The organism is Massilia sp. YIM B02769 (assembly GCF_030411995.1).
Classification (GTDB): domain Bacteria; phylum Pseudomonadota; class Gammaproteobacteria; order Burkholderiales; family Burkholderiaceae_D; genus Telluria.
The window spans coordinates 331,387-353,477 of record NZ_JASNRC010000007.1; the positions used below are offsets into that span (position 1 = coordinate 331,387).

Below are 22,091 nucleotides of genomic sequence, written 5' to 3' on the forward strand. Positions count from 1 at the left end.
CCTCAAAACGCCATGGAAGAGTTAGTACTGCAACTTTTCATTCAATGCGCATGGCCCTCCCCGGTTTCGCAATGGTGCGGCTGCGCGCGGCACAGGCCTTCCTGGGCCTGCAAAGCGAGACGCCGTGCCTCGACTTGTTCCTTCGTGCGCGCCGGCGCCAGGATCTCGTCCTGGGTGTACACGCGGCCGTTCTTGATCACCAGGCGCACATCGGCGGCCGCCTTCAGGTCCTGCAGCGGGTTGCCGTTCACGACGATCAGGTCGGCCAGCTTGCCTCGCTCGATCGTGCCCAGGTCGTCGCCCACCAGCGCGATCCGTGCCGCGTCGCGCGTGGCCGACTGCAAGGCCGCCAGGTTGCCCTGCACCAGGGCCGCGCCGCGCAGGTTCAGGTGCAGCGAAATGCCCGGCACCACCAGCGGCGAATCGGTGCCGTTGGCCACCAGCGCGCCCGCCGCTTTCACTTTGGCCTGCTGGGTGGCGTCGTTGACGATGGTGGCAATCTGCGCAGCGGTCGGCGGCGCGGCGTTCTGCAGGCCGGCGACAAAATTCGGCGGCACCAGGATGAAACGCGGATCCGTGGCGATGCCGGGGTCGAGCCCGGCCAGCGCGCTGCTCGAGAACAGCGTGTCGATCAGGTTGAAGCCGCCCTTGCCATACACATCGGCCGCGTCCTGGTAGGTCACCAGCCGCGCGAACGACTTCGACCAGCCATAGCCCATGCGCTGGGTCGCCGACAAATGGGTGGTCCCAAGCAGGCCGGTCGCGGCGCCCGGCTGCACCATGTGGGTCCCGCTCGGCACGCCCAGGTCGAGCGCCCCTTGCGCGATACGCTCCATGACCGGGATCGGCGCCCGCACATAGCTCTTCAGGAAGTCGGCATCCATGCGCTTGGCCTTGTCGATCTCGAGCTGGGCGATCTGCGGCGTGCGCAGGGTCCGCGCGAAGCTGTAGAACAGGCGGTTGCCCTCCCACAGCGGCGGCGAGACGAACAGGCGCGGCCCGATCAGCTTGCCCGCTTCCAGCGCCTCGCGCATCTCCACGCTCTGGTGCAGCGGCCCTGCCACCGATTGCGCGGTGGTCACGCCGTAGGACAGCATCAGCTGGGCGATCTGGCCGAACTGGCCGCCCTGGTACAGGGTCAGCGGATGCAGGTGGGTCTCGATCAGGCCCGGCATCACCGTCAAGCCGCCGGCATCGACCACGCGCGCGCCGGCTTCGTGGGCCGCGTGGGGCGCCACCGAGACGATGCGGTTGCCCTCCAATACGATGTCGACGTCGTGGCGCAGCGCGGCCCCGACGCCGTCCCACAGCGCGCCGGCGTGGACCAGGGTGCGGCCCTGCGGCACCTGCTGGCGCCATGCGAGCCGCACCGGGATGTCGCGCATGTTGCTGCCGTCGGCACGCACGGTGCGCACGCGTTCGGCCGACTTGTACAGGATCGTCTGCGAATCGCCGCCCCACACCGGCAGGTCGGCGATGTCGTCCGTGACCTGGCGCGCCGGCCCGGCCGGGGCCCCGTTCGCGTCCAGCGGCATCACGTGCAGGCGCGAGTCCATGATGAAGGCCACCTTGCTGCCGTCCGGCGCCAGCGCGGCCGCGCCTTCGTCGCGTTCGGAGATCTGCTGCGGCGCCGGCGCCACCGCGTAAAAGGTGCCGGTGCGGCTGGCCAGGTCGATCACGCGCAGCTTGTTGTAGCCCTCGCGGAAGCGGTTGTTGATGCGCTCGTTATCGACCAGCAGGATGCGGCGCCCGTCCGGTGTCCATTGCGGCGTGCTGACCTGGGTGCTGTTCGAAGCGATGATCACTTCCGGGGTGTTCGTGGCGCGGTTCCAGATTTCCAGCTGGCCCGAGAGCGTGGTGTAGGCGATGCGGCCGCCGTCCGGCGACAGCTTGGGCGTGACCATCGAGCGGCCGGGAATCGCGGCCAGGCGGGTGCGCGTGCCGCTGGCCAGGTCGACCTGGTCCACCGCCAGCTGACCGGCGTTGCCCCGCTCGGAAGAGAAGTACACCGCCCGGCCATCGGCCGTCCATTGCGGATTGGCGTCGCGATCAAGGTCGTCCGTCACGCGTACCGGCTCTTCTCCGATGCGCATGGTCCAGACATCGTTGAGGGCGACAAAGGCAATGTGCTGGCCGTCCGGCGAGAGCACCGGCGCGCTGATGCCCGCCACCTGGCGCGTGCCAAGCTTGTCGAAGCCGCGCTCCTTCGGCTTCTTGAGGACCGGACGGCGCAGCTTCAGTTCGGCACGAAACTCAAGGTCCTGGCGGGCGCCGCCGGCGGCGTCGCGCGTGCGGATCTTGCCGTCGCTGGTGTACAGGAAGCGGCCGTCGGCCAGGAAGCGCGCCGGGAACGGAAAGATGTCTTCGTCGGTGCTGACCTGGGCACCGCCCAACACAAGCTGGCGCGCCGCGTTCTGGTAGACCAGCGCGCTGCCGTCCGGCGTCCAGGCCGGCGCCGTGCCGGGTGCGACGGTCGTCGGGGCGCCGCCGGTAATCGGCGCGGTGAGCACGTTGCTGCCATCCACATAGGCCAGGCGCGTGCCGTCGGGCGACACCACCGGATTGCTTTCCGCGCCAGGGCCGGTGGTCAGCTGCACCGGCGCCGCGCCGCCCAGGGCCACGCTCCAGATCTTGTACTGGCCGTCGCCGCTGCGGTCCGACGAGAATACCAGGCCGCTGCCGTCCGGCAGCCAGGCCGGTTCGCGGTCGTCATACGGGCCGGCCGTGATCTCCCTCGGTTCGCGTCCGTCCGGATCGATCGTCCAGACATGGAAGTTCCCTTCCGGCGCGTAATTCTGGAAGGCGATGCGCTTGCCGTCCGGCGACCAGACGGGTGCGGTCGGTTCCAGCGTGTAGTCGGTAATGCGCACCGCGCGTCCGCCCGCGCCCGGCATCACCCAGAGTGCGCCCTGGGCCGAGAACACGATGCGCTTGCCGTCCGGCGAAGGCGCGGCGGCCATGTTGGTACCTTCGCGCAGTTCGACAATCAGGTCGCGGGTTGGCCCGTGCAGTCCGTTCAGCTGGTCCACCGTCGTGCCGCCGGGCCATTGGCAAGCCGAGAGCAAGGCCGCGCCGACGGCGGCCGCCAGGGCAGTACGCACGCATGACTGCCGCAAGCCGATTCGATTCTTCATGTGTTCCTCCGGATGAGTTGCCTAAATGCACCAAAGTGGTGCGCGGGCGACTCATCGATGCTCGGGCTCGCTTCTTACGCCAAACTTACTGCTGAGTCTGACTGGAAATGCATCGCAGGCAGAACGCATCGGGACTGATTTCGCTCAAGTCTCGCTGCTGACTGTGAGGAACTTCGGGGAAGTTTCGCAGTAGAGGTGCATATAAGAAATGCAAGCAGAAGGTGAAGTGCTTAACGGACCAGGCCCGAGGCCACTGGCATATTGGATGCAAACTCGTCAATAGGAGGCCATCATGTCCGACAACAAACAAGACCGCGGCCAGCAGGACCGTTCCCGTATCGACGTGCACGAGGATTACGAAGTGCGCCACTGGACCGAAGCCCTGGGCGTGTCGAAGGAAGAGCTCGAAAAAGCCGTGAAAGCGGTCGGCCCTTCGGTCAGCGCCGTGCGCGCACACCTCGGCAAACAGTAACACCCAGCTCTCCCCCGGACGCCCTGCGCGTCCATCCCCTGCCGCCGCTGGCGCCCGACTTGCCGTCGGCCAGCCGCGGCAGCGTACCCGGGAGCCCGCGCCAGCGGCGCCGGCTGCCATCCGTCCGCGCGCCCTTGCGCCACCCCTTCCGTGAAAGGAGCCCAATGTGGATATCCGCGCCTTTATTGCATCGCTCGACATTTCGCTGACCAATGCCTTGTTCGCCGCCGGCCTGGCGGTTGCTTCCTTCCTGGCCATCCATGCCGCGCTGGCCCTGTTCCGGCGCCGCCTCGACCAGTTGAGCGACGAGTCGGCGCACCGCCCGGTCGCCGAAGTGCTGCGCAAGACCCTGGCCCGCACCAGCAACCTGGTGGTGCTGGCCACCGCCGTGCTGATCGGCCTGTCGGCACTCGACCTGCCGCCGCCCTGGAACGCGCGCGTCGGCCACCTGTGGTTCCTGACGCTCGGCCTGCAGCTGGCGATCTACCTGCACAATGCCGTCAAGGTCACCGCAAGCCGCTACTTCCGCACCCACTCGCACCACGGCAACGACGGCCAGGTGACGATCGCCCACACCCTGATCATCTGGGTGCTGCAGACGGCGGTCTGGGTCATCTTCGCGCTGGCCCTGCTGTCGAACATGGGGATCGACGTCAGCACCTTTGTCGCCAGCCTCGGGATCGGCGGCATCGCCATCGCGCTGGCGGTGCAGAACGTGCTGGGCGATTTGTTCGCCTCGCTCTCGATCGCCCTCGACAAGCCGTTCGAGGTGGGTGACTCCATTTCCACCGGCAGCATCTCGGGCACGGTGGAAAAGGTCGGCCTGAAGACCACCCGGCTGCGTGCCGCGAGCGGCGAGCAGATCGTGATTTCGAACGCGGCGCTGCTGAAGGACACGGTGTCGAACTTCAAGCGCATGCAGACGCGCCGCATCGTGTTCACCCTGCGCGCCCATCCCGACACGCCGGCGGCGCTGGCCGCCAAGGTGCCGGAGGCGGTCAAGGCCATCATCGAGGCGCAGGACAAGGTCAGCTTCGGCCGCGCCCACCTGAGCAAGTACGACCAGAACTTCATCGAGTACGAAGTCGTCTACACCATGCAGACCGCGGACTACGATTTGTTCATGAGCACCCAGCAGGCGATCCTGCTGGCGGCGATGCAGATGTTCGCCGCGCTGAAGATCTCGACCGCGCCGCGCGCCCAGCAACTGCTGCTGCAGGAGCCGCTGCCCGATGCCGCACCCGAACTCCCGGCGGAAGGCCGGGTCAGACCACCGGCAACCCTGCGCAGCCTGCCGCAAGGCGCCTGAGCTGCCGGTCTCCCAACCGAATCACGCAAGGAGGATTGTTTCGATGAACCAGCCCAAGCAACAACAGCAGCCACCCGGGACCGAAGCCGGGCTCACGCCCAAGGCCGACCACGGCGAAACCAGCTACCAGGGTTCCGGCAAGCTGGCCGGCAAGGCCACCATCATCACCGGCGGCGACAGCGGCATCGGCCGCGCCGTCGCCCTCGCCTTTGCGCGCGAAGGCGCCGACGTGCTGATCGCCTACCTCAACGAGCACGAGGATGCAAAAGAGACCGCGCGCCTGGTCGAGGAAGCCGGCCGCAAGGCCGTGCTGGTGGCGGGCGACATCGCCGAGCCGGCCCACTGCCGGGCGATCGTCGACAAGGCGGTGCAGGCATTCGGACGCATCGACGTCCTGGTGAACAACGCCGCCTTCCAGATGACGCGCGAATCGCTGGAAGAGATTCCCGATGACGAGTGGGATTACACCTTCCAGGTGAACATCACGGCCATGTTCCACATCTGCAAAGCGGCGGTGAAGCACATGCAGCCGGGGTCGTCGATCATCAACACCAGCTCGATCAACTCCGACAAGCCGAAGCCGACCCTGCTGGCGTATGCCACCACCAAGGGCGCGATCGCCAACTTCACGGCCGGGCTGGCGCAGCTGCTGGCAGAGAAAGGCATCCGCGCGAATTCAGTGGCGCCGGGGCCGATCTGGACGCCGCTGATTCCATCGACCATGCCGCCGGAGGAAGTGGAAAGCTTCGGCTCGCAGGTGCCGATGAAGCGGCCGGGGCAGCCGGCGGAAGTGGCGCCGGTGTATGTGATGCTGGCGTCGGACCAGGCGAGTTATATTTCCGGCGCGCGGATCGCGGTGACCGGCGGGACGCCGATTTTATAAGCGGCCGAATCTCCGCAGCGTCATATTGATCGGCGGCCGTGACCGTACGGTGGGCACCCCGTGCCCACGCGGAATCTGGCGCGGTGTTGGCGTTTAATCTAATCGAAAACGAAAAGCCGCGTTGACGCATCTGGAAGCGTCAACGCGGCTTTTGCGTATCGATAGGGTAATCCGTCAACACGATGCGGCGTTCCGCATGGGCACGGAGTGCCCACCGTACGAACGCGGCCGTCGACTCCGGGGACCGGTCAGTATTCCGGCGCCGGAACCGGCGTCGGTGGCGGCGGCGGTGGCGGAATCTCCTCTTCCGGCACCGTCTCCACCTCGACCGCCTCGTCCTCCACCGGCGCCAGGACCTCGATCGCCTCATCCGCCGGCACGCCCTCGTTCAGCTCCTCCTCATCGATGAACTCTTCCTCGGGCTCCGCGCGCGGATGCACAGGCTCCGGCTTGCGCCCGCCAGGGAACAGCGCATCCTTGTCGATCTTCCCTTCGTCGAGCGCGGTCTTGAAGAAATCCCCGACCAGCAGGATCGCGTTGTGCCCGCCCTGCCCCCAGTAGTTGCTGCGCATGGTCACGCGGTTGTCGTTGAAGCCGACCCAGGCGCCCGCCACCAGGTTCGGGTGCATCAGGATGAACCAGCCGTCGGCGTTGTTCTGGGTGGTGCCGGTTTTGCCGGCCACGTCGCCGGTCACGCCGAAGCGGTAGCGCACCGCCGTGCCGGTGCCGCGGTTCACGACCCCGCGCAGGATGTCGATCAGCGTCTCGCTCGACGCCTGCGACAGCGCGCGTTCCGGCGCCACGGTGCCGAAGTCGGCGATCACCTTGCCGTCGCGGTCGAGGATGCGGCGCACGAAGACCGGCTTGCGGTACTGGCCCTGGGCGGCAATCGTCGCATAGGTGTTCACCATCTCCAGCAGCGTGACCGGGCTGGTGCCCAGGGCCAGCGACGGCACCGGCGACAGCTTGCTCTGGCGGATGCCGAGATTGCGCGCCAGCTTGATCACCGACGGCAGGCCGACGTCCTGCATCACCTGGGCCGTGATCGTGTTCTTCGAGTGGACCAGGCCTTCGCGCATCGTGATCTGGCGTCCGCTGGTGCCCGACATGTCGGTCGGACGCCAGACCTTGCCGTTGCCCATGTCGAATTCCATCACCGTGTCGACATAGGTCTGCTCGGGCGGGATGCCGCTTTCCAGCGCCGCGCCGTAGACGATGGGCTTGAAGGTCGATCCCGGCTGGCGCGCGGCCTGGGCCACGTGGTCGTACTGGTCGCGCGCGAAATCGCGGCTGCCGACCCAGGCCTTGACTTCGCCGGTGCCCGGGTCCATGGCGACGAAACCGGCTTCCAAGCGCGACTTGGCTTCCTTCAGGCCGCGCAGGAAGTCGCGGTCGCCCTTCAGGCGCTTCAGGGCCGCGGCCGGGGCCTCGCCGCCGTCGACCGCGCGCCGGTACTCGCCGGACTCGCGGACAAAGGCGTCCAGTTCCGTCGCGTGCGAGCGCCAGTAGTAGTCGAAGGCCTTGACGCCCGGGCGCATGGAGGTATAGGTACCGGTCGAACTCGAATTGAAGAGGCTGGGCGACGACCACTCGACGTCGGCCACCGCCTGCAGCGCGCCGGCCTGGCGCTCGACCGCACGCACGGCCGCCGCCTGCAGCTCGGCATCGAGCGTGGTCTCGACGCGCAGGCCGTCGAGCTGGAGGTCGTAGTCGTTTTCGTCGGCCCATTCGAGCAGCCACTTGCGCACGTGCGCCGTGAAATGGTCGTCGCGGCCGCTGCGATCGAGCTGGCGCTCGAAACGCAGGCGCAGCGGGCGCCTGGTCAGCGCCTTGAAGCGCTTCTCGTCGAAGGCGCCGTGCTTGTACATCTGGCCCAGCACCACGTTGCGCCGGCCAAGGGAGCGTTCCGGATTGGTCACCGGGTTGTAGTAATAGGTCCCCTTCAGCATGCCGACCAGGGTCGCCGCTTCCAGCACGTCGAGTTTGGCGGCGGGTTTGCTGAAATAGGTGCGCGCCGCCATCTCGATGCCGCGCGCGTTGTACAGGAAAGGCACCGTGTTCAGGTAAGCCTCGAGGATCTCGGTCTTGCTGTAGGTGTTCTCGATCTTGATGGCGGTGATCAGTTCCTTCAGCTTGCGGTTGATGCTGCGCGCGCGGCCGATCTCCTCGGGGAACATGTTGCGCGCCAGCTGCTGGGTGATGGTCGAGCCGCCCTGGGCGTCGCCCTTCAGGCTGGCCAGCAGCGCGCCGGCGATGCGCGTGAAGTCGACGCCGTGGTGGTCGTAGAAACGGTGGTCTTCGGTGGAGATCAGGGCCGTGACCACGTGCGGCGAGACCTGCGACAGTTTCACCCTTTCCTGCAGGCCCTGCTCGAAGGTGCCGAGCTCCTTGCCGTCGCTGGAGAGCATCACGCTCGGGCGCGCGCTGCTGACCTGCTTCAGGTCGTCGATGCCGGGCGTGAGCGGAATCAGGATCATCAAATAGACCAGCAGCGCCACCAGCAGCGCGGCAAAGGCCCAGAGCCCGACCAGTACTGCCTGTTCCCAGCGCGGCCGTCCGCTGAGGAAGCCATGGGCGCGCCGCACGCCGGCCTGCGCTTTGTTGCCTGCGCCGCTGAGCAAGGTTTTCGCCTGCCGGCGGATGCCGTTTTCTTGTTGTTCTTCCTGGTCCACTGATGTCCTTGGGTGATGCGTTGCCTTATCCGCAAAGTATAGCCGACCGGAGCCGAGTGACAGGCACGCAACGTCGCGTGGTGGGTGTTACCAAAATTAGAACGGTTTCCGCTATGATAATGGTATGTCCCAACAGAACAACCAAGGCGAGGTCGACCGGCTCGCCCCCGAGACACGGGTGCTGCGCCAGTTCCGCATCGTCTTCAATTCGATCAAGAGCCACTTTCGCCAGGTCGAGCGCGACGCCGGCCTGGGCGGGGCCCAGCTCTGGGCCTTGTCGGTAATCTCCCAATCGCCCGGCATCGGCGTGACCGAACTGGCGCGCGCACTCGACATCCACCAGTCCACCGCCAGCAACCTGGTGCGCACCCTCACCAGCCGCGGCCTGATCGCCAGCGCGCGCGAGGGCCTGGACCGCCGCGGCGTGGCCCTGCGCACCCTGGCCGCCGCCGACGCCGTGCTGCAGCGCGCGCCCCAGCCTTTCGTCGGCGTGCTGCCGGACGCCCTGGCCAGCCTCGACGCCGCTACCCTGGCGCGCCTGGAACAGGACCTGGCCGTGCTGATCGCGCGCCTGGCGGCCGATGAAGCCGGCGCCCATATGCCGCTGGGCGATGCCTAGCGTCCGCTGACGGTTACGGGGCAGCTGCCGGCCGGCCGCCCATCACAGCCTGCGGGACCATCAGCGCCGGGTTGGCGACCGGTCCCGGCTGGCGCGTTCGCGACTTCGTGGGCTATGATGGCGAGCGCGATTGCCGAATATTGCTGCGCCGTTCGGAACGGCAGCACCTGGTCGTAGGTATCGGCGACGGTATGGTGGACATGTTCGTAATCGAAATCGGTCAGCGCAGACAGTCGCGGCGTCAGGATGCCTTTCGCTGCGAACACGTCAGCGTCGCTGCCGGTATTTCCCCGATTGCGCGGACGCGGCGCGTGCTCGATGCCGGCCTCGAAGCCGAATACCGGATGCACGCCCGCCAGGTTGCGCTGCACACGGGCGAATACATCGCCCCACGCGGGCGGCACGGCGATGCCGCTCAAGGCGCCGGGCCGCGCATCCCGGTTCAGCATCATGACCACGCCGGGCAGCGCGGCGGCATGCTGCTGCGCGAACGCCGCTGCGCCTTTCAATCCGAGTTCCTCGGCGCCGAACAGGACCAGCATGATGGTGCGGCGCGGCTTTGCGCCGGACGCCGCCAGCAGGCGCATCGCTTCCATCATGGTGGCGACGCCCGCGCCGTTGTCGGCCGCGCCGGTAGCGCCGTCGAAGCTGTCGAGGTGCGCGCCCAGCAGCACGATCTCGTCCGGTTGCTGCGTCCCGGGAATGCGCGCCACCACGTTGTGCCATGCCACGGGGCCGGGATAGAACCAGTTGCGGATGTCGAATTCCAGCACGACCGGCTCCCCGGAGGCCGTGCGCTGCCGGATAGCGTCGTACTGCGCCGCGGCCAGCTTGATATCGGGGAGCGTCGGCAGCGCATCCCAGGAAGTCGGCGCTGCGGTGCCGGAATACAGGGGCTCGTCGGCGGCCTGGATGGTGCCCAGCGCGCCTGCCTTTGCCAACGCCAGCATGATCGCCCGCGGCCGGTGGAAGTATTCGCCGTCGCGTCCGCCGCCACTGCTGCGGCCGCCGATCAGCACCCATTTGTCCCGGAATTCGGCAGCCCGCGCCAGGGCCTGGTCGAGGGTGGCGGGTCCGGCGACGGCCAGGCCGCGCTGCCGGCCGCGGGTGCCGGCGGTGAATGCCGGCGTCGCCATGCGCAGCGTCTCTTCGCGCGGTGCCACCATACGTGCCATCCATGGGCCGCGGTTGAAACCCACCGCTACCTGCCCTGCTTCTTCGAGCTCGGCTCGCAGGCCCCACTGTGCGAACTGCATGCGCGCCCATGCCGCCGCGTGCGTGTAGGCGTCGCTGCCCGGCATGCGGCCGCCGAAGCGGTTGCTCAGGATGTCGAGCCATTCCAGCGCGCGCCCGTCGGTGGTGCCGAGCCTGACGACCGCTTGCACGACCGGGTCGTCCGAGGCCGTGCGCCCGGGGCCGGCAAACGCCGCGCCGGGGTCCCTGCCCCCCAGGGCTGCCAGGAACGCCGGCAGCTCGCCCCTGGCGCGGGCAGAGAGGGCCAGGTCCAGCTTTTCCGATCTTTGCTTCGGATCCCGGCGCAGCAAGGCTTCGTAGGCGCGCGAGGCCCCCTCCATGCCTGCGGCGGCGACCGCGTCCGGCTGTACGCGCGGCATCGGCTGTTCGATCTGGAATGCCATGGCGCTGGCCGTGTACTGGAACTGCAGTACCTCGCCGCTGCCGGCGCCACCCGCCGCCCCAAGCCAGCCGAACGCGGGTCCAGGTTCGAACGTGAGGTCGGGAACCTCGCGCACCCAGCTGTCGAGCCAGGCGCCGTCGCGCAGCATGGCCGCGCGCGGATCGTGCCCGCGCTCGATCTCCGGTGCGCGCGCCAGCCGCAGCACGCGCGCACGCTCGGCTTCGGTCGATGGCCCGCGTGCCGGGGCGGCATCCGGTTCCCGTTGCGGCGCGCTCGCCGCAACAAGCCGCAGCGCGGCCAAGGGGCGGACATCGCGCGCAGCGACGCGTTGCCCCCGCACAGGCTTGGGTTCGTCCTCGTCGGTCTCGATCAGCCGCTCGCCGACCAGCCGCTCACCCTGCGCCGCGAGCGTCCAGCGCACGGTCACCTCGGTGCTGGCGTCCTCACCGTCGCGGCCGCGCGTAACGCGCTTGCCGGCGTGGGTAAAGACGGCGCGCCCGCCCTCGAAGCGGCCATCCATGTCGCGCGTGGAGCTGACCTGGCCCTGTTCGTCGAGCCAGGCGATCGAGCCCGCCAGTCCGCTCGCGGAACGCGTGATCGTGAGAATGCCCTTGCCCATGATATCGGTGACGACGCCGTTATCCGACGTGGCGCCGACGGCGGTTTCGACGCGCCATTGTCCGGCGAGCGCGGAGGTCGCGGGCGCGGCGGCGTGCAGTGCACCCGGGCAGGCCGCGGCGCAGAGCAAGCAGCCCGCTCCCGAGGGGAGGCGCGAAAGACGCGAAAGACGCGCCCACAGCGCGAAGACGACTGCATGACAGCGATGAAGGTTCATTGGTCCGCCTGTTCCAGTGATGTTGATGAAGGATGCCGATTCCTTCATCGCAATCATCGTGCCAGGCGCAGTCGTCCCATGGAAGCGCGTGCGGCTCGCGCGGGCAGCTGTCCGCCTGCGGACAATACTATCCGGATCCGGACAGCCCCAGAGCCGTGCCATCCCGCGCCGCTACGCGAACCGCCGGCGACACGTGCAGCGATAGCCACATCCTCAGGTCGGATAGTCGGCGCGGAAGCGGCGCAGCGCCGCATCGACGATGCCCTCGGTGCTGCCCGCTTCCTCGTGCGCCTCGCGCAGGAAGGCCGCGTCGCTGCCGGTGTGGGTTTCGTTGTACAGGTGTTCGAGCGCCGCTTCGCTGCCCAGCGCCCTGGCGTGCGGTTCGAGGTGGCGCAGCGTGGTCAGGATGTCTTCGCGCAGCGAGATCGTTTCGTGGGTCTGCGGATGCACCAGGGTGCCGTCGAGGCCGAAGCGGCAGGCCTGGAAGCGGTTGTAGTTGTAGACCAGGTAGTCGTCTTCCTGCGGCGGCGGCTCGTTGCGCTCCAGCAGATGGCGGCACAGCGCTTGCAGGTAGCAGGCCAGCGCGGCGGCCCGCTCCACCGTCAGCGGCGTGTCGCAGACGCGCAGCTCGATGGTGCCGTATTCCGGCTTCGGCCGCAGGTCCCAGTAAAAGTCCTTCATGCTGCGCACGATGCCGGTGTTTTCCATGCGCGTGAAGTAGTCGCGCTCGAAAGCGTCCCAGCTGAGCAGGAAAGGCGCCCGCCCCGACAGCGGGAAGGCGAACACCGAGTTTAAACGCGCCGAGTTAAAGCGGGTGTCGCTGCCCTGCAGGAACGGCGACGAAGCCGACAAGGCGATGAAATGCGGGATGTAGCGGTTCAGCGCGTGCAGCAGGAACAGCGCCTCGTCGCCCGAGCCGCAGCCGATGTGCACGTGCTGGCCGAACACCGTGAACTGCTTGGCCAGGTAGCCGTACAGGGCCGACACCTCGCGAAAGCGCGGCTTGGAAAAGATGCGGCGCTGCGACCACTGTTGGAACGGGTGGGTGCCGCCGCCGCAGACGCCCACGTTCAGGCGGTCGCCGGCGCGCAGCAGGGTGTCGCGGATCTCGCGCAGTTCCTTCAGCAGTTCGCCGTGGTGGGTGTGCACGCTCGAATTAATTTCGATCATGCTCTCGGTGATCTCGGGCGTGACGTTGCCGGGGAAAGGCGCGCGGCCAAGGAGCTCCAGCATGTCCGGCGAGGCGGCCACCAGGTCGAAGTCCGACAGGCTGACCAGTTGCAGTTCCAGCTCCACGCCCATGGTGAGCGGCTGGGATTGGGCGAATTTTTCGAGCGCCATATCAGGCCTCCTTTCCGGCACGGGTTTCATTGGCCCAGACCACTGCGCGTTGCGTCAGGATCGGGCCGGCGACGTCGAGCAGCAGCATCACGGCCGCCAGCGGCGCCAGACTGTCGAACAGATCGACGCCGATCCAGCGCGTCTGCTCCATCAGCAGGATGGCGAACACCGCCATCGGCGTGAGCGCGAGACCGGACAAGGCGCCCTTGCGCGCCGAGATGCCCGACACGCGCGCGAACGCGGTGCAGATGCCGACCTTGACGACCGCGCGCACCGCCACCAGCAGCAGGCCCAGGGCCAGGCCGCCACCGATGTGCTCGACCTGCACCTTGGTGGCCACGAAAAAGAACATCAGCACGGCCAACAGGTCGCCGAGCACGCCGAAGTTGCGCTGCGCCGGGCTGAGGGCGATGCGGCGGTGGCGCGCCACCAGGCCGAAGGTCAGCGCGGCCAGCACCGGCGACAGCGGCAGCACCGAGGTGATCGCCACCAGCAGCACGACGGCCAGCGCGAATGCCAGGGTGCCGTCGCGCGAGGCGTCGATGATGCGCAGCCAGAACGGCACCAGGGCGCCGAACAGCGCACCCAGCCCGGCGGACGCCACCAGCACCAGCAGGCTGCTGCCGGCCGCGTGGGTCAGGTCGCCGGAGGTCTGGAACACGCCGATGCCGACCACGATGTTGAAGGTGAAGACCGCCATCACGCAGTTCAGCGCCGTCAGGTGCATGGCGCGCTCGGTCACCTGGCCGGAAGCGCCCTGCTCGTTCAGCACGCGCAGCAGGCCGGCGGGCGAGCTCGACATCGCCAGCGAGGCCGTCAGCGCAGCCGGCAGGCGTTCCATGCCGAAGTACCAGGAAACGAGATACACGACACCGAAGGTGCAGATCGCTTCCAGCACCGAGGTGACGACGATCCAGGGATTGTTCTTCAGCCAGCGCAGGTTGATGCGGTAGCCCAGCTCGAACAGGATCAGGCCCAGGCCCAGGTTCGCCAGCCACATGAAGTTCTTCGCTTCCGAGGGCGGCAGGTAGCCGGCGGCCAGGTTGCCGAACACGAAGCCGGCCAGGCCGTAGACGGCGATGCGCGGCAGCGCGGTCCAGCGGTAGACCAGTTCGCCGGCCATCCAGGCCAGCGTCATGGCCAGCGGCCAGGCGAGTTGTAGTCCAAGGTCGGAATAGTCGAGCATGCATTTCCTCCAGGCAGGGCGGAAGAAAGACATGCACCACCGGGCGGTGGGCCTTCCGCGAAAAACAGCCCCCGGGGTGCCCGGGGGCTCAAAAGAAACGTGGTGTACGCCTCATCGCTGATCGCGAGCCCGCCATGGCGGCGGCTCCGATAGGGTCTATATTGCCTGATAAATATTCTACTGGCAATTATATTTGACTAAATGTACTTACCACTATTTCACTTGTGCAACTTCGCAGCGCGAGCGCTTGCCTTTGACGCTGCAGCTGTTGCGCTGCTTGCCGTCGCGGTCCATCACCTTGACTAGCCAGGCATCCGGGCCGGTGCGCTCCATGGTCATGAAGCCGAAGCCGTCGATCCACGAACTCATGGTCTCCACGATGGCGCCCGGCGCCGGGCTCTGGCCAGGCGGCGCGCTGGCGGGCAGCGGCACGATATCCTCGGCGGTGCCCGAGAAGCCGGCCACGAACTGGGTCGGGTGCGGCGTCGAGAAGCTGAGTTGTTCCCACAGGTGCACGTGGCCCGACAGCAGCATGCTCACCGAACGCGGGAAGTAGCCCGGATCGACGTCGCCAAAGGCATCCAGCAAGCCCTTGTCGCCGCCGAACAGCGTGATCTCGCCGGTCTTCGCGTCGCGGTTCGCGCCGAAGGCGAACAGCGGATGGTGGTCGACGCCGATGTTGTATTGCGCATTCCTGGCCAGCGCCTCGACCTTGCGGTAGGTGTCGGCATAGCGCGCGCGGCGCGGGTCGCTCGCCGGCAGGCCCTTGTAGTTGGTGTTCGCGGTATCGAACACGATCAGCTGCGCGCCGCCACCCAGCGGCACCGCGTAAGGGTCGCTGTAGTCGCCGGTGGCGTCGTTCTCCGGCTTGTCGCAATCGCGCCCGGTCTCGAACGGGCGCGGATCGAGATAGCGCCACCAGCCCTGCCCGCCGCGCGTGCAGTTCTCGTGGTTGCCGCGCGCGACCACCCAGGGCGCCGCCGCCAGCAGGGTTTTCGCCGGCGTGAAGAAGTCGGCGGCCCAGGCGTCGTAGCCGTAGCCGTAGGGGCTGCCGGCGCAGCCGGGGCGGCCGCTCGGGCACGGGTCTTCGCGATAGTGGTAGTCGCCGACGTGGATCACCAAGTCCGGCTTGAAGGCGGCGGCGCTGGCGGCCACGGTCGAGAAGGGGTAGCCCTTGGGATCGTTACAGTCCTGGAAGTCCTTGCCCTTCAGGCGGCAGCCGGTGTCGCCGATGACGACGATGCGCTTCGGTTCCGCTTTCGGCACCGGCAGCGACTGGCCGTTGACCTGGGCGGTGAAGCTGCCGGCCGGGATCGGGGCCTCGCAGGTGAGCACCGCGCTCGACGGCGGCGTGTGCGCCTGGCCGGCGCGCGCCGGAATGCTGGAGAACGGCACGCGCACGCGCATCGGGATCAGGTGGCCGTCGACCTGCAGCGGCGGGCAAGCCTGCTGCGCCGTGATCACGCGCGCGATGGCCTGGCCGTTATCGCCGATCAGGACAAAGGCTGCTTCGGTATGCGTGGGAACGGGCGTGTACGCTGCGCAGCCGGCCAGGGTGGAGGCGGCCAGCAGGGCCGCCAGGCGGATCGATGGAATCGAAGGGGTCAGGTTCATGCTGCCTTTCCTGCAAAAGTGCCGAATGTATCACAGCCGTATGACGATCCCGTGAATCCGTGCCGTAGGGTGGCCGGCTCCACCCGTCGGGCTGAAACGCTGCTGGGTGTCCGCCGCCCACGCGTTCAACCGCTGTCTGCAAGGTGGCGGGCCGAGCGGAGGGGCATTGAACGCGTGGGCGGCGCCGGCACCGCAGACTTGCATGGCATCGGGTGTAGCCGACCACCCTACACCCAGCAGAACTCCGCCATGCCGGCCTTGGTAGTACCATTTTGACAAACACAACAATGGAGACCCGCATGGATATACCGGTATGGCTGCAAGCAGGCTTCTGGGGCCTGGTCGCCGGCGGCGCCCTGCTCGTCGGCGCCTGGGTCGGCTACCGGTTCAAGGGGAGCCCGCAGAATTCGGAAAAAATCGTACGCTAAGGTTTTCCGGGCAGCCGTAGCGGTCTGAACTTCCCGTCTTCCAGCCTGCGGCTCTGCCGCCAGACGTAATCGCCGGTCAGGTTGATGTGTTCCCAGCCCAGAGGCGACAGGTATTGCAGCAGTTCCCCGTCCACCGGCTTGCCAGTTTCGCCTAGCGCCTGGGTGGCGCGCTCCAGGTACACCGTGTTCCACAGCACGATGGCGGCTGTCACCAGGTTGAGGCCGCTGGCCCGGTAGCGCTGCTGCTCGAAGCTCCGATCCCTGATTTCGCCGAGACGGTTAAAGAACACTGCCCTGGCTAGGGAGTTGCGCGCTTCACCCTTGTTCAATCCGGCATGCACGCGGCGGCGCAGCTCGACACTCTGCAACCAGTCGAGGATGAACAGCGTGCGCTCGATCCGGCCCAGCTCGCGCAGGGCCACGGCCAGGCCATTCTGGCGCGGATAGCTGCCGAGCTTGCGCAGCATCAGCGAGGCGGTGACGGTGCCCTGCTTGATCGAGCTGGCCAGGCGCAGGATGTCGTCCCAATGGGCGCGAACGTGCTTGATGTTCAGGGTGCCGCCGATCATCGGTCGCAGCGTTGGGTAGGTCTGCACGCCTTGCGGCACGTACAGCTTGGTTTCACCCAAGTCGCGGATACGCGGCGCAAAGCGGAAGCCCAGCAGGTGCATCAGGGCGAAGACGTGATCGGTGAAGCCGGCCGTGTCGGTGTAGTGCTCCTCGATCCGCAAGTCGGATTCGTGGTACAGCAGGCCGTCGAGCACGTAGGTGGAATCGCGCACGCCGACATTCACCACGCGAGTGCTGAACGGAGCGTACTGGTCGGAGATGTGGGTGTAGAACAGCCGTCCCGGCTCGCTGCCGTACTTCGGGTTGACGTGCCCGGTGCTTTCGCCCCGGCCGCCCGCGCGGAAGCGCTGGCCATCGGAAGAGGAAGTCGTGCCGTCGCCCCAATGGGCGGCAAAGGCATGGCGGTACTGGTGGTTGACCAACTCGGCCAGGGCCGCCGAGTAGGTTTCGTCTCGGATGTGCCAGGCTTGCAGCCAGGACAGCTTGGCGTAGGTCAGGCCGGGGCTCGACTCGGCCATCTTGGTCAGCCCGAGGTTGATTGCATCGCCCAGGATCGCTGACAGCAGCAATGTCCGGTCTTTGGCCTCGGCACCGTCCTTCAGGTGTGTGAAGTGGCGGCTGAAGCCCGTCCAGTCGTCCACGTCCATCAGCAGTTCGGTGATCTTGATGCGCGGCAGCAAATGGCTGGTCTGGTCGATCAGCGCCTGCGCGGTATTGGGCACCGCGGAATCCAGCGGGGTGATCTTCAGCCCGGACTCGGTGAGGATGGCATCGGGCAGCTCGTTGTCCTTGGCCAGGCGGGTGACGGTGGCCAGCTGCTCGTCCAGCAGCTGCAAGCGCTCTTCCAGGTACTGGTTGCTGTTCGGGTTGATCGCCAGGGGCAGAGCCTGCGCATGCTTGAGCGCGGCGAACCTCTCTGCCGGCAGCAGGTAGTCGTCGAAGTCGCGGAACTGCCGCGAGCCCTTGACCCAGATGTCACCGGAGCGCAGCGCGTTCTTCAGCTCGGACAGGGCGCAGATTTCGTAGAAGCGCCGGTCGAGGCCTTCCGGGGTTATCACTAGCGGCTTCCAGCGCGGCTTGATGAAGGCGGTGGGCGCATCGGCCGGCACCTTGCGCAGGTTGTAGGCGTTCATCTCGCTCAGGGTCTGCACGGCTGCCAGCACGCCTTGCGCAGCCGGGGCAGCGCGCAGTTCCAGCACCTCCAGCAAGGCCGGCGTGTAACGGCGCAGAGTGGCGAAGTTCTCGCCGACCAGGTGCAGATGGTCGAAGCCTTCCGGCCGGGCCAGCAGCTCGGCCTCGCTGACGCTCTCGGTGAACTCGTCCCAGGGAATCACCGCCTCAATGGCGGCATAGGGATCGCTACCGCTTTCCTTGGCTTCCAGCAGAGCCTGGCCGATCTTCGAGTACAGGCGCACCTTGTCGTTGATCGCCTTGCCCTGCTTCTGGAACTGCTGCTGATGCTTGTGCTTCGCGCTGCTGAACAGCTTGACCAGGATACGGTCGTGCAGATCGACCAACTCATCAATCACCGTCGCGGTGCTCTCCAGCACCACGGCGGCCAGGGTCGCGTAGCGTCGCTGCGGCTCGAACTTGCCGAGGTCTTTGGGCGTCATCTGCCCACCCTCGCGGGCCAGCTTGAGCAGGCGGTTCTGGTGGATGTGTCGGCCCAGGCCTTCGGGCAAGTCCACCAGCTGAAATGTCTTCAGCCGCTCGATGTGTTCGAGCATGTGGCGGGAGTTCGGTTTCAGCGGTGCCTGTCGCAGCCAGGTCAACCAGGTGATGCTGCTGCCGGCCTTGAGCTTCAACAGCTCGTCCAGCTTGGCCCGATGCGAGTCCGTGAGTGGTTCGACCAGGGCGCGGTAGACTCGGCGATTGGCCCGCGCAATGGCCTCCGAACAAGCTCGATCAATTACGCTCAACGCCGGCAGAATGCGCCGCTTCTGTCGCAGGCTCTCCAGGGCCTGACCGGCCAGCAGTAAGCCCTTGTCGGTCTGCTGGGCCAACTCGGTCAGCTCGCGCACCAGGGCGCGGAAGTCGGACAGGCCGAACGGGGCCAGTTGTAGGTAGGTGCGCAGTTCCTGGGCGTGCTCGCGGCGAGTCACGTCGCGTTCGCCGTACTTCAACCAACTCGCCGGGTCGGCCTGAACTTGCTTGGCCACCCACTGGATGACCGGCTCGGGCGGCTCGCTGTCGGTGCCCAACGCATAGCCGGGGTAGCGCAGCAGGCTGAGCTGCACCGCGAAGCCCAGGCGGTTGGCGTCGCCGCGCCGCTGGCGGATCAGCGACAGGTCGGAGTCGTTGAAGGTGTAGTAGCGGATCAGGTCATCCTGGCTTTCCGGCAACGCAAGCAAGGTGTCGCGCTCCGTAGCCGAGAGAATCGAGCGACGCGGCATGGTTCAGTCGTCCTTGCGAAGGTACTGATAGAGGGTTTCTCGGCTGATGCCGAACTCGCGGGCGAGCTGCGCCTTCGGCTCGCCCGCAGCGGCCCGCTGCCGCAGCGTGATGGCTTGCTCGTCGGAGAGGGCTTTCTTGCGGCCCCGGTAGGCACCGCGCTGCTTGGCCAGGGCGATGCCCTCGCGCTGCCGCTCGCGAATCAGGGCGCGCTCAAACTCGGCAAAGGCCCCCATGACCGACAGCATCAGGTTGGCCATCGGCGAGTCCTCGCCGGTGAACACCAGGCCTTCCTTCAAGAACTCGATGCGCACACCGCGCTGGGTCAGCTTCTGCACCAGGCGGCGCAAATCATCGAGGTTTCGTGCCAGGCGATCCATGCTGTGCACCACCACGGTGTCGCCTTCGCGAACGAAACCGAGCATGGCCTCCAGCTGGGGACGCTGGGTGTCCTTGCCCGAGGCTTTGTCGGTGAACAGCTTGCCGACCTCGACCTGTTCAAGTTGGCGTTCCGGGTTCTGGTCGAAGCTGCTGACCCGGACGTAACCGATGCGTTGTCCCTGCAAGATGCCTCCATGGGCTGGATGGGCGGCAGGGCTTGCGTTGGTTTTTGGTTCCATTGCGCCCGAAGCCTTGAATTTGTCAGGCTGAAATCTATGACCTTGGCAAGCATGTGTCAAAGAATGTGAAAGCGGACTCTATTCTGACGGCGTGATGCGCCTTGTGTCGTTTTCAGAAGACGGCTGCACTGAACGTCAGAAGCCGACTGCACTATAGCAGCGGAGGGGTTGGATCCATCAGGCAACGACGGGCTGCTGCCGGCCATCAGCGGACGCAGGGAGGACTTTCCGCAACCGGCCGTTCGATGCGGCACCGATGGCCTTCGCGCAGGGGTAGTGAATCCGCCAGGATTGACTTGCGCTGCCCTACCTCTCACTAGTGAGGGGCGGCAGCGCATCAAGCGGTGAGCGCACTCCGGCACCGCCAACTTTCAGCACATGCGTGTAAATCATCGTCGTAGAGACGTCGGAATGGCCGAGCAGATCCTGCACGGTTCGAATGTCGTAACCGCTGCGGAGCAAGGCCGTCGCGAACGAGTGGCGGAGGGTGTGCGGTGTGGCGGGCTTCGTGATGCCTGCTTGTTCTACGGCACGTTTGAAGGCGCGCTGAAAGGTCTGGTCATACATGTGATGGCGACGCACGACACCGCTCCGTGGATCGGTCGAATGCGTGTGCTGCGCAAAAACCCAGAACCACGGCCAGGAATGCCCGGCGCGCGGATACTTCCGCTCAAGGGCGTCGGGAAGCGCAACGCCGCTGCGGCCCTCGGCCTGGTCCTTCAGCCACCATGCCCGTGCACGCGACAGCTGCTCGCGCAGGCTGGGTGCCAAGCTCTCGGGTAACATCAAGGCCCGATCCTTGGAGCCCTTGCCCTCCCGCACGATGATCGTGCCGTGATCGAAATCCAGATCCTTGACCCGCAGTTGCAAACCCTCACTGATCCGCATGCCCGTTCCATACAGAAGCTGGGCGAACAAACGATGCTCGCCTTCCAGAAAACCGAGGATGCGAACCACTTCATCCGGGGTCAGCACCACCGGCAAGCGCCGCGACGGCCGAGGTCTTCCGATCTCCTGAAGCCAGGGCAGATCCGTGCACAGCACCTTGCCGTAGAAGAACAGCAAGGCCGCCAATGCCTGACGATGCGTGGAGACCGAAACCTTGCGCTCGTTCGCCAGCCAGGACAGAAATGCCTCGACTTCGCTGCTGCCCAAGGTTGCCGGGTGACGCACACCGTGGAAACGGATGAAGGCACGAACCCAGTTGACATAAGCCTGTTCGGTTCGTAAACTGTAATGCAAGTAGCGTATGCGCTCACGCAACTGGTCCAGAACCTTGACCGAACGCAGCGGTGGTAACGGCGCAGTGGCGGTTTTCATGGCTTGTTAAACATCATGAGGGAAGCGGTGATCGCCGAAGTATCGACTCAACTATCAGAGGTAGTTGGCGTCATCGAGCGCCATCTCGAACCGACGTTGCTGGCCGTACATTTGTACGGCTCCGCAGTGGATGGNAACATCATGAGGGAAGCGGTGATCGCCGAAGTATCGACTCAACTATCAGAGGTAGTTGGCGTCATCGAGCGCCATCTCGAACCGACGTTGCTGGCCGTACATTTGTACGGCTCCGCAGTGGATGGCGGCCTGAAGCCACACAGTGATATTGATTTGCTGGTTACGGTGACCGTAAGGCTTGATGAAACAACGCGGCGAGCTTTGATCAACGACCTTTTGGAAACTTCGGCTTCCCCTGGAGAGAGCGAGATTCTCCGCGCTGTAGAAGTCACCATTGTTGTGCACGACGACATCATTCCGTGGCGTTATCCAGCTAAGCGCGAACTGCAATTTGGAGAATGGCAGCGCAATGACATTCTTGCAGGTATCTTCGAGCCAGCCACGATCGACATTGATCTGGCTATCTTGCTGACAAAAGCAAGAGAACATAGCGTTGCCTTGGTAGGTCCAGCGGCGGAGGAACTCTTTGATCCGGTTCCTGAACAGGATCTATTTGAGGCGCTAAATGAAACCTTAACGCTATGGAACTCGCCGCCCGACTGGGCTGGCGATGAGCGAAATGTAGTGCTTACGTTGTCCCGCATTTGGTACAGCGCAGTAACCGGCAGAATCGCGCCGAAGGATGTCGCTGCCGACTGGGCAATGGAGCGCCTGCCGGCCCAGTATCAGCCCGTCATACTTGAAGCTAGACAGGCTTATCTTGGACAAGAAGAAGATCGCTTGGCCTCGCGCGCAGATCAGTTGGAAGAATTTGTTCACTACGTGAAAGGCGAGATCACCAAGGTAGTCGGCAAATAATGTCTAACAATTCGTTCAAGCCGACGCCGCTTCGCGGCGCGGCTTAATTCAGGTGTTATGACTGTTTTTTTGTACAGTCTATGCCTCGGGCATCCAAGCAGCAAGCGCGTTACGCCGTGGGTCGATGT

The 22,091-nt window shown here is 66.1% G+C and carries 15 protein-coding genes; 6 read left to right on the plus strand and 9 right to left on the minus strand.

The features are described from left to right. Positions 1–41 precede the first annotated feature (41 nt). Positions 42–3,134, minus strand: a complete 3,093-nt coding sequence (locus QPK31_RS13750; RefSeq protein WP_290423496.1) for an amidohydrolase family protein — start codon at positions 3,132–3,134, stop codon at positions 42–44. Between the two features lie 292 nt (positions 3,135–3,426). Between QPK31_RS13750 and QPK31_RS13755 the strand changes: the two genes are divergently transcribed. The 3 genes from QPK31_RS13755 (at position 3,427) to QPK31_RS13765 (ending at position 5,798) form a co-directional block, all read left to right on the plus strand. Then, positions 3,427–3,606: a DUF3606 domain-containing protein gene (locus tag QPK31_RS13755; protein WP_290423497.1), complete on the plus strand. Its 180-nt coding sequence runs from the start codon at positions 3,427–3,429 to the stop codon at positions 3,604–3,606. A gap of 166 nt (positions 3,607–3,772) precedes the next feature. Continuing rightward, entirely contained in the window at positions 3,773–4,915 is a 1,143-nt protein-coding gene (locus QPK31_RS13760) for a mechanosensitive ion channel family protein (protein ID WP_290423498.1), read from the plus strand. Positions 4,916–4,958: 43 nt separating this feature from the next. Next, positions 4,959–5,798: a glucose 1-dehydrogenase gene (locus QPK31_RS13765; RefSeq protein WP_290423499.1), complete on the plus strand. Its 840-nt coding sequence runs from the start codon at positions 4,959–4,961 to the stop codon at positions 5,796–5,798. A 248-nt stretch (positions 5,799–6,046) separates the two neighbouring features. On the opposite strand, the gene QPK31_RS13770 is transcribed toward QPK31_RS13765, so the two are convergent. Continuing rightward, positions 6,047–8,470 (minus strand): transglycosylase domain-containing protein, encoded by a 2,424-nt coding sequence (locus tag QPK31_RS13770; RefSeq protein WP_290423500.1) that lies wholly within the window; start codon positions 8,468–8,470, stop codon positions 6,047–6,049. A gap of 124 nt (positions 8,471–8,594) precedes the next feature. Between QPK31_RS13770 and QPK31_RS13775 the strand changes: the two genes are divergently transcribed. Beyond that, the gene (locus QPK31_RS13775) at positions 8,595–9,089 is read left to right on the plus strand and encodes a MarR family winged helix-turn-helix transcriptional regulator (protein WP_290423501.1); all 495 of its coding nucleotides are present in this window, start codon (positions 8,595–8,597) and stop codon (positions 9,087–9,089) included. Here QPK31_RS13775 and QPK31_RS13780 read toward each other — a convergent pair. From QPK31_RS13780 to QPK31_RS13795, 4 genes are all read right to left on the minus strand, one after another. Beyond that, on the minus strand, positions 9,086–11,617 hold the full coding sequence (locus tag QPK31_RS13780) for a M20/M25/M40 family metallo-hydrolase (protein ID WP_290423502.1): 2,532 nt from the start codon (positions 11,615–11,617) through the stop codon (positions 9,086–9,088). The genes QPK31_RS13775 and QPK31_RS13780 overlap by 4 nt on opposite strands. A 156-nt stretch (positions 11,618–11,773) precedes the next feature. Next, positions 11,774–12,901, minus strand: coding sequence for a YbdK family carboxylate-amine ligase (locus QPK31_RS13785; RefSeq protein WP_290423503.1), 1,128 nt, complete (start codon positions 12,899–12,901; stop codon positions 11,774–11,776). 1 nt (position 12,902) lies between these two features. Further along, complete coding sequence (locus QPK31_RS13790) at positions 12,903–14,087, minus strand: cation:proton antiporter (RefSeq protein ID WP_290423504.1); 1,185 nt, start codon at positions 14,085–14,087, stop codon at positions 12,903–12,905. A 213-nt stretch (positions 14,088–14,300) separates the two neighbouring features. Continuing rightward, complete coding sequence (locus QPK31_RS13795) at positions 14,301–15,701, minus strand: metallophosphoesterase (protein ID WP_290423505.1); 1,401 nt, start codon at positions 15,699–15,701, stop codon at positions 14,301–14,303. 299 nt (positions 15,702–16,000) lie between these two features. Between QPK31_RS13795 and QPK31_RS13800 the strand changes: the two genes are divergently transcribed. After that, positions 16,001–16,129 (plus strand): hypothetical protein, encoded by a 129-nt coding sequence (locus QPK31_RS13800; RefSeq protein ID WP_290423506.1) that lies wholly within the window; start codon positions 16,001–16,003, stop codon positions 16,127–16,129. On the opposite strand, the gene QPK31_RS13805 is transcribed toward QPK31_RS13800, so the two are convergent. The 3 genes from QPK31_RS13805 to intI1 form a co-directional block, all read right to left on the minus strand. After that, positions 16,126–19,092 carry a Tn3 family transposase gene (locus tag QPK31_RS13805; RefSeq protein ID WP_290423507.1) on the minus strand — a complete coding sequence of 989 codons (2,967 nt, stop codon included), beginning with the start codon at positions 19,090–19,092 and terminating at the stop codon, positions 16,126–16,128. The genes QPK31_RS13800 and QPK31_RS13805 overlap by 4 nt on opposite strands. A gap of 3 nt (positions 19,093–19,095) precedes the next feature. After that, positions 19,096–19,656 (minus strand): recombinase family protein, encoded by a 561-nt coding sequence (locus QPK31_RS13810; RefSeq protein ID WP_003090771.1) that lies wholly within the window; start codon positions 19,654–19,656, stop codon positions 19,096–19,098. Positions 19,657–20,016: 360 nt separating this feature from the next. Then, positions 20,017–21,030, minus strand: coding sequence for a class 1 integron integrase IntI1 (intI1, locus tag QPK31_RS13815; protein ID WP_000845054.1), 1,014 nt, complete (start codon positions 21,028–21,030; stop codon positions 20,017–20,019). 141 nt (positions 21,031–21,171) lie between these two features. Between intI1 and aadA1 the strand changes: the two genes are divergently transcribed. Then, on the plus strand, positions 21,172–21,963 hold the full coding sequence (gene aadA1, locus QPK31_RS13820) for an ANT(3'')-Ia family aminoglycoside nucleotidyltransferase AadA1 (protein WP_001206317.1): 792 nt from the start codon (positions 21,172–21,174) through the stop codon (positions 21,961–21,963). The last annotated feature ends 128 nt before the right edge of the window (positions 21,964–22,091 follow it).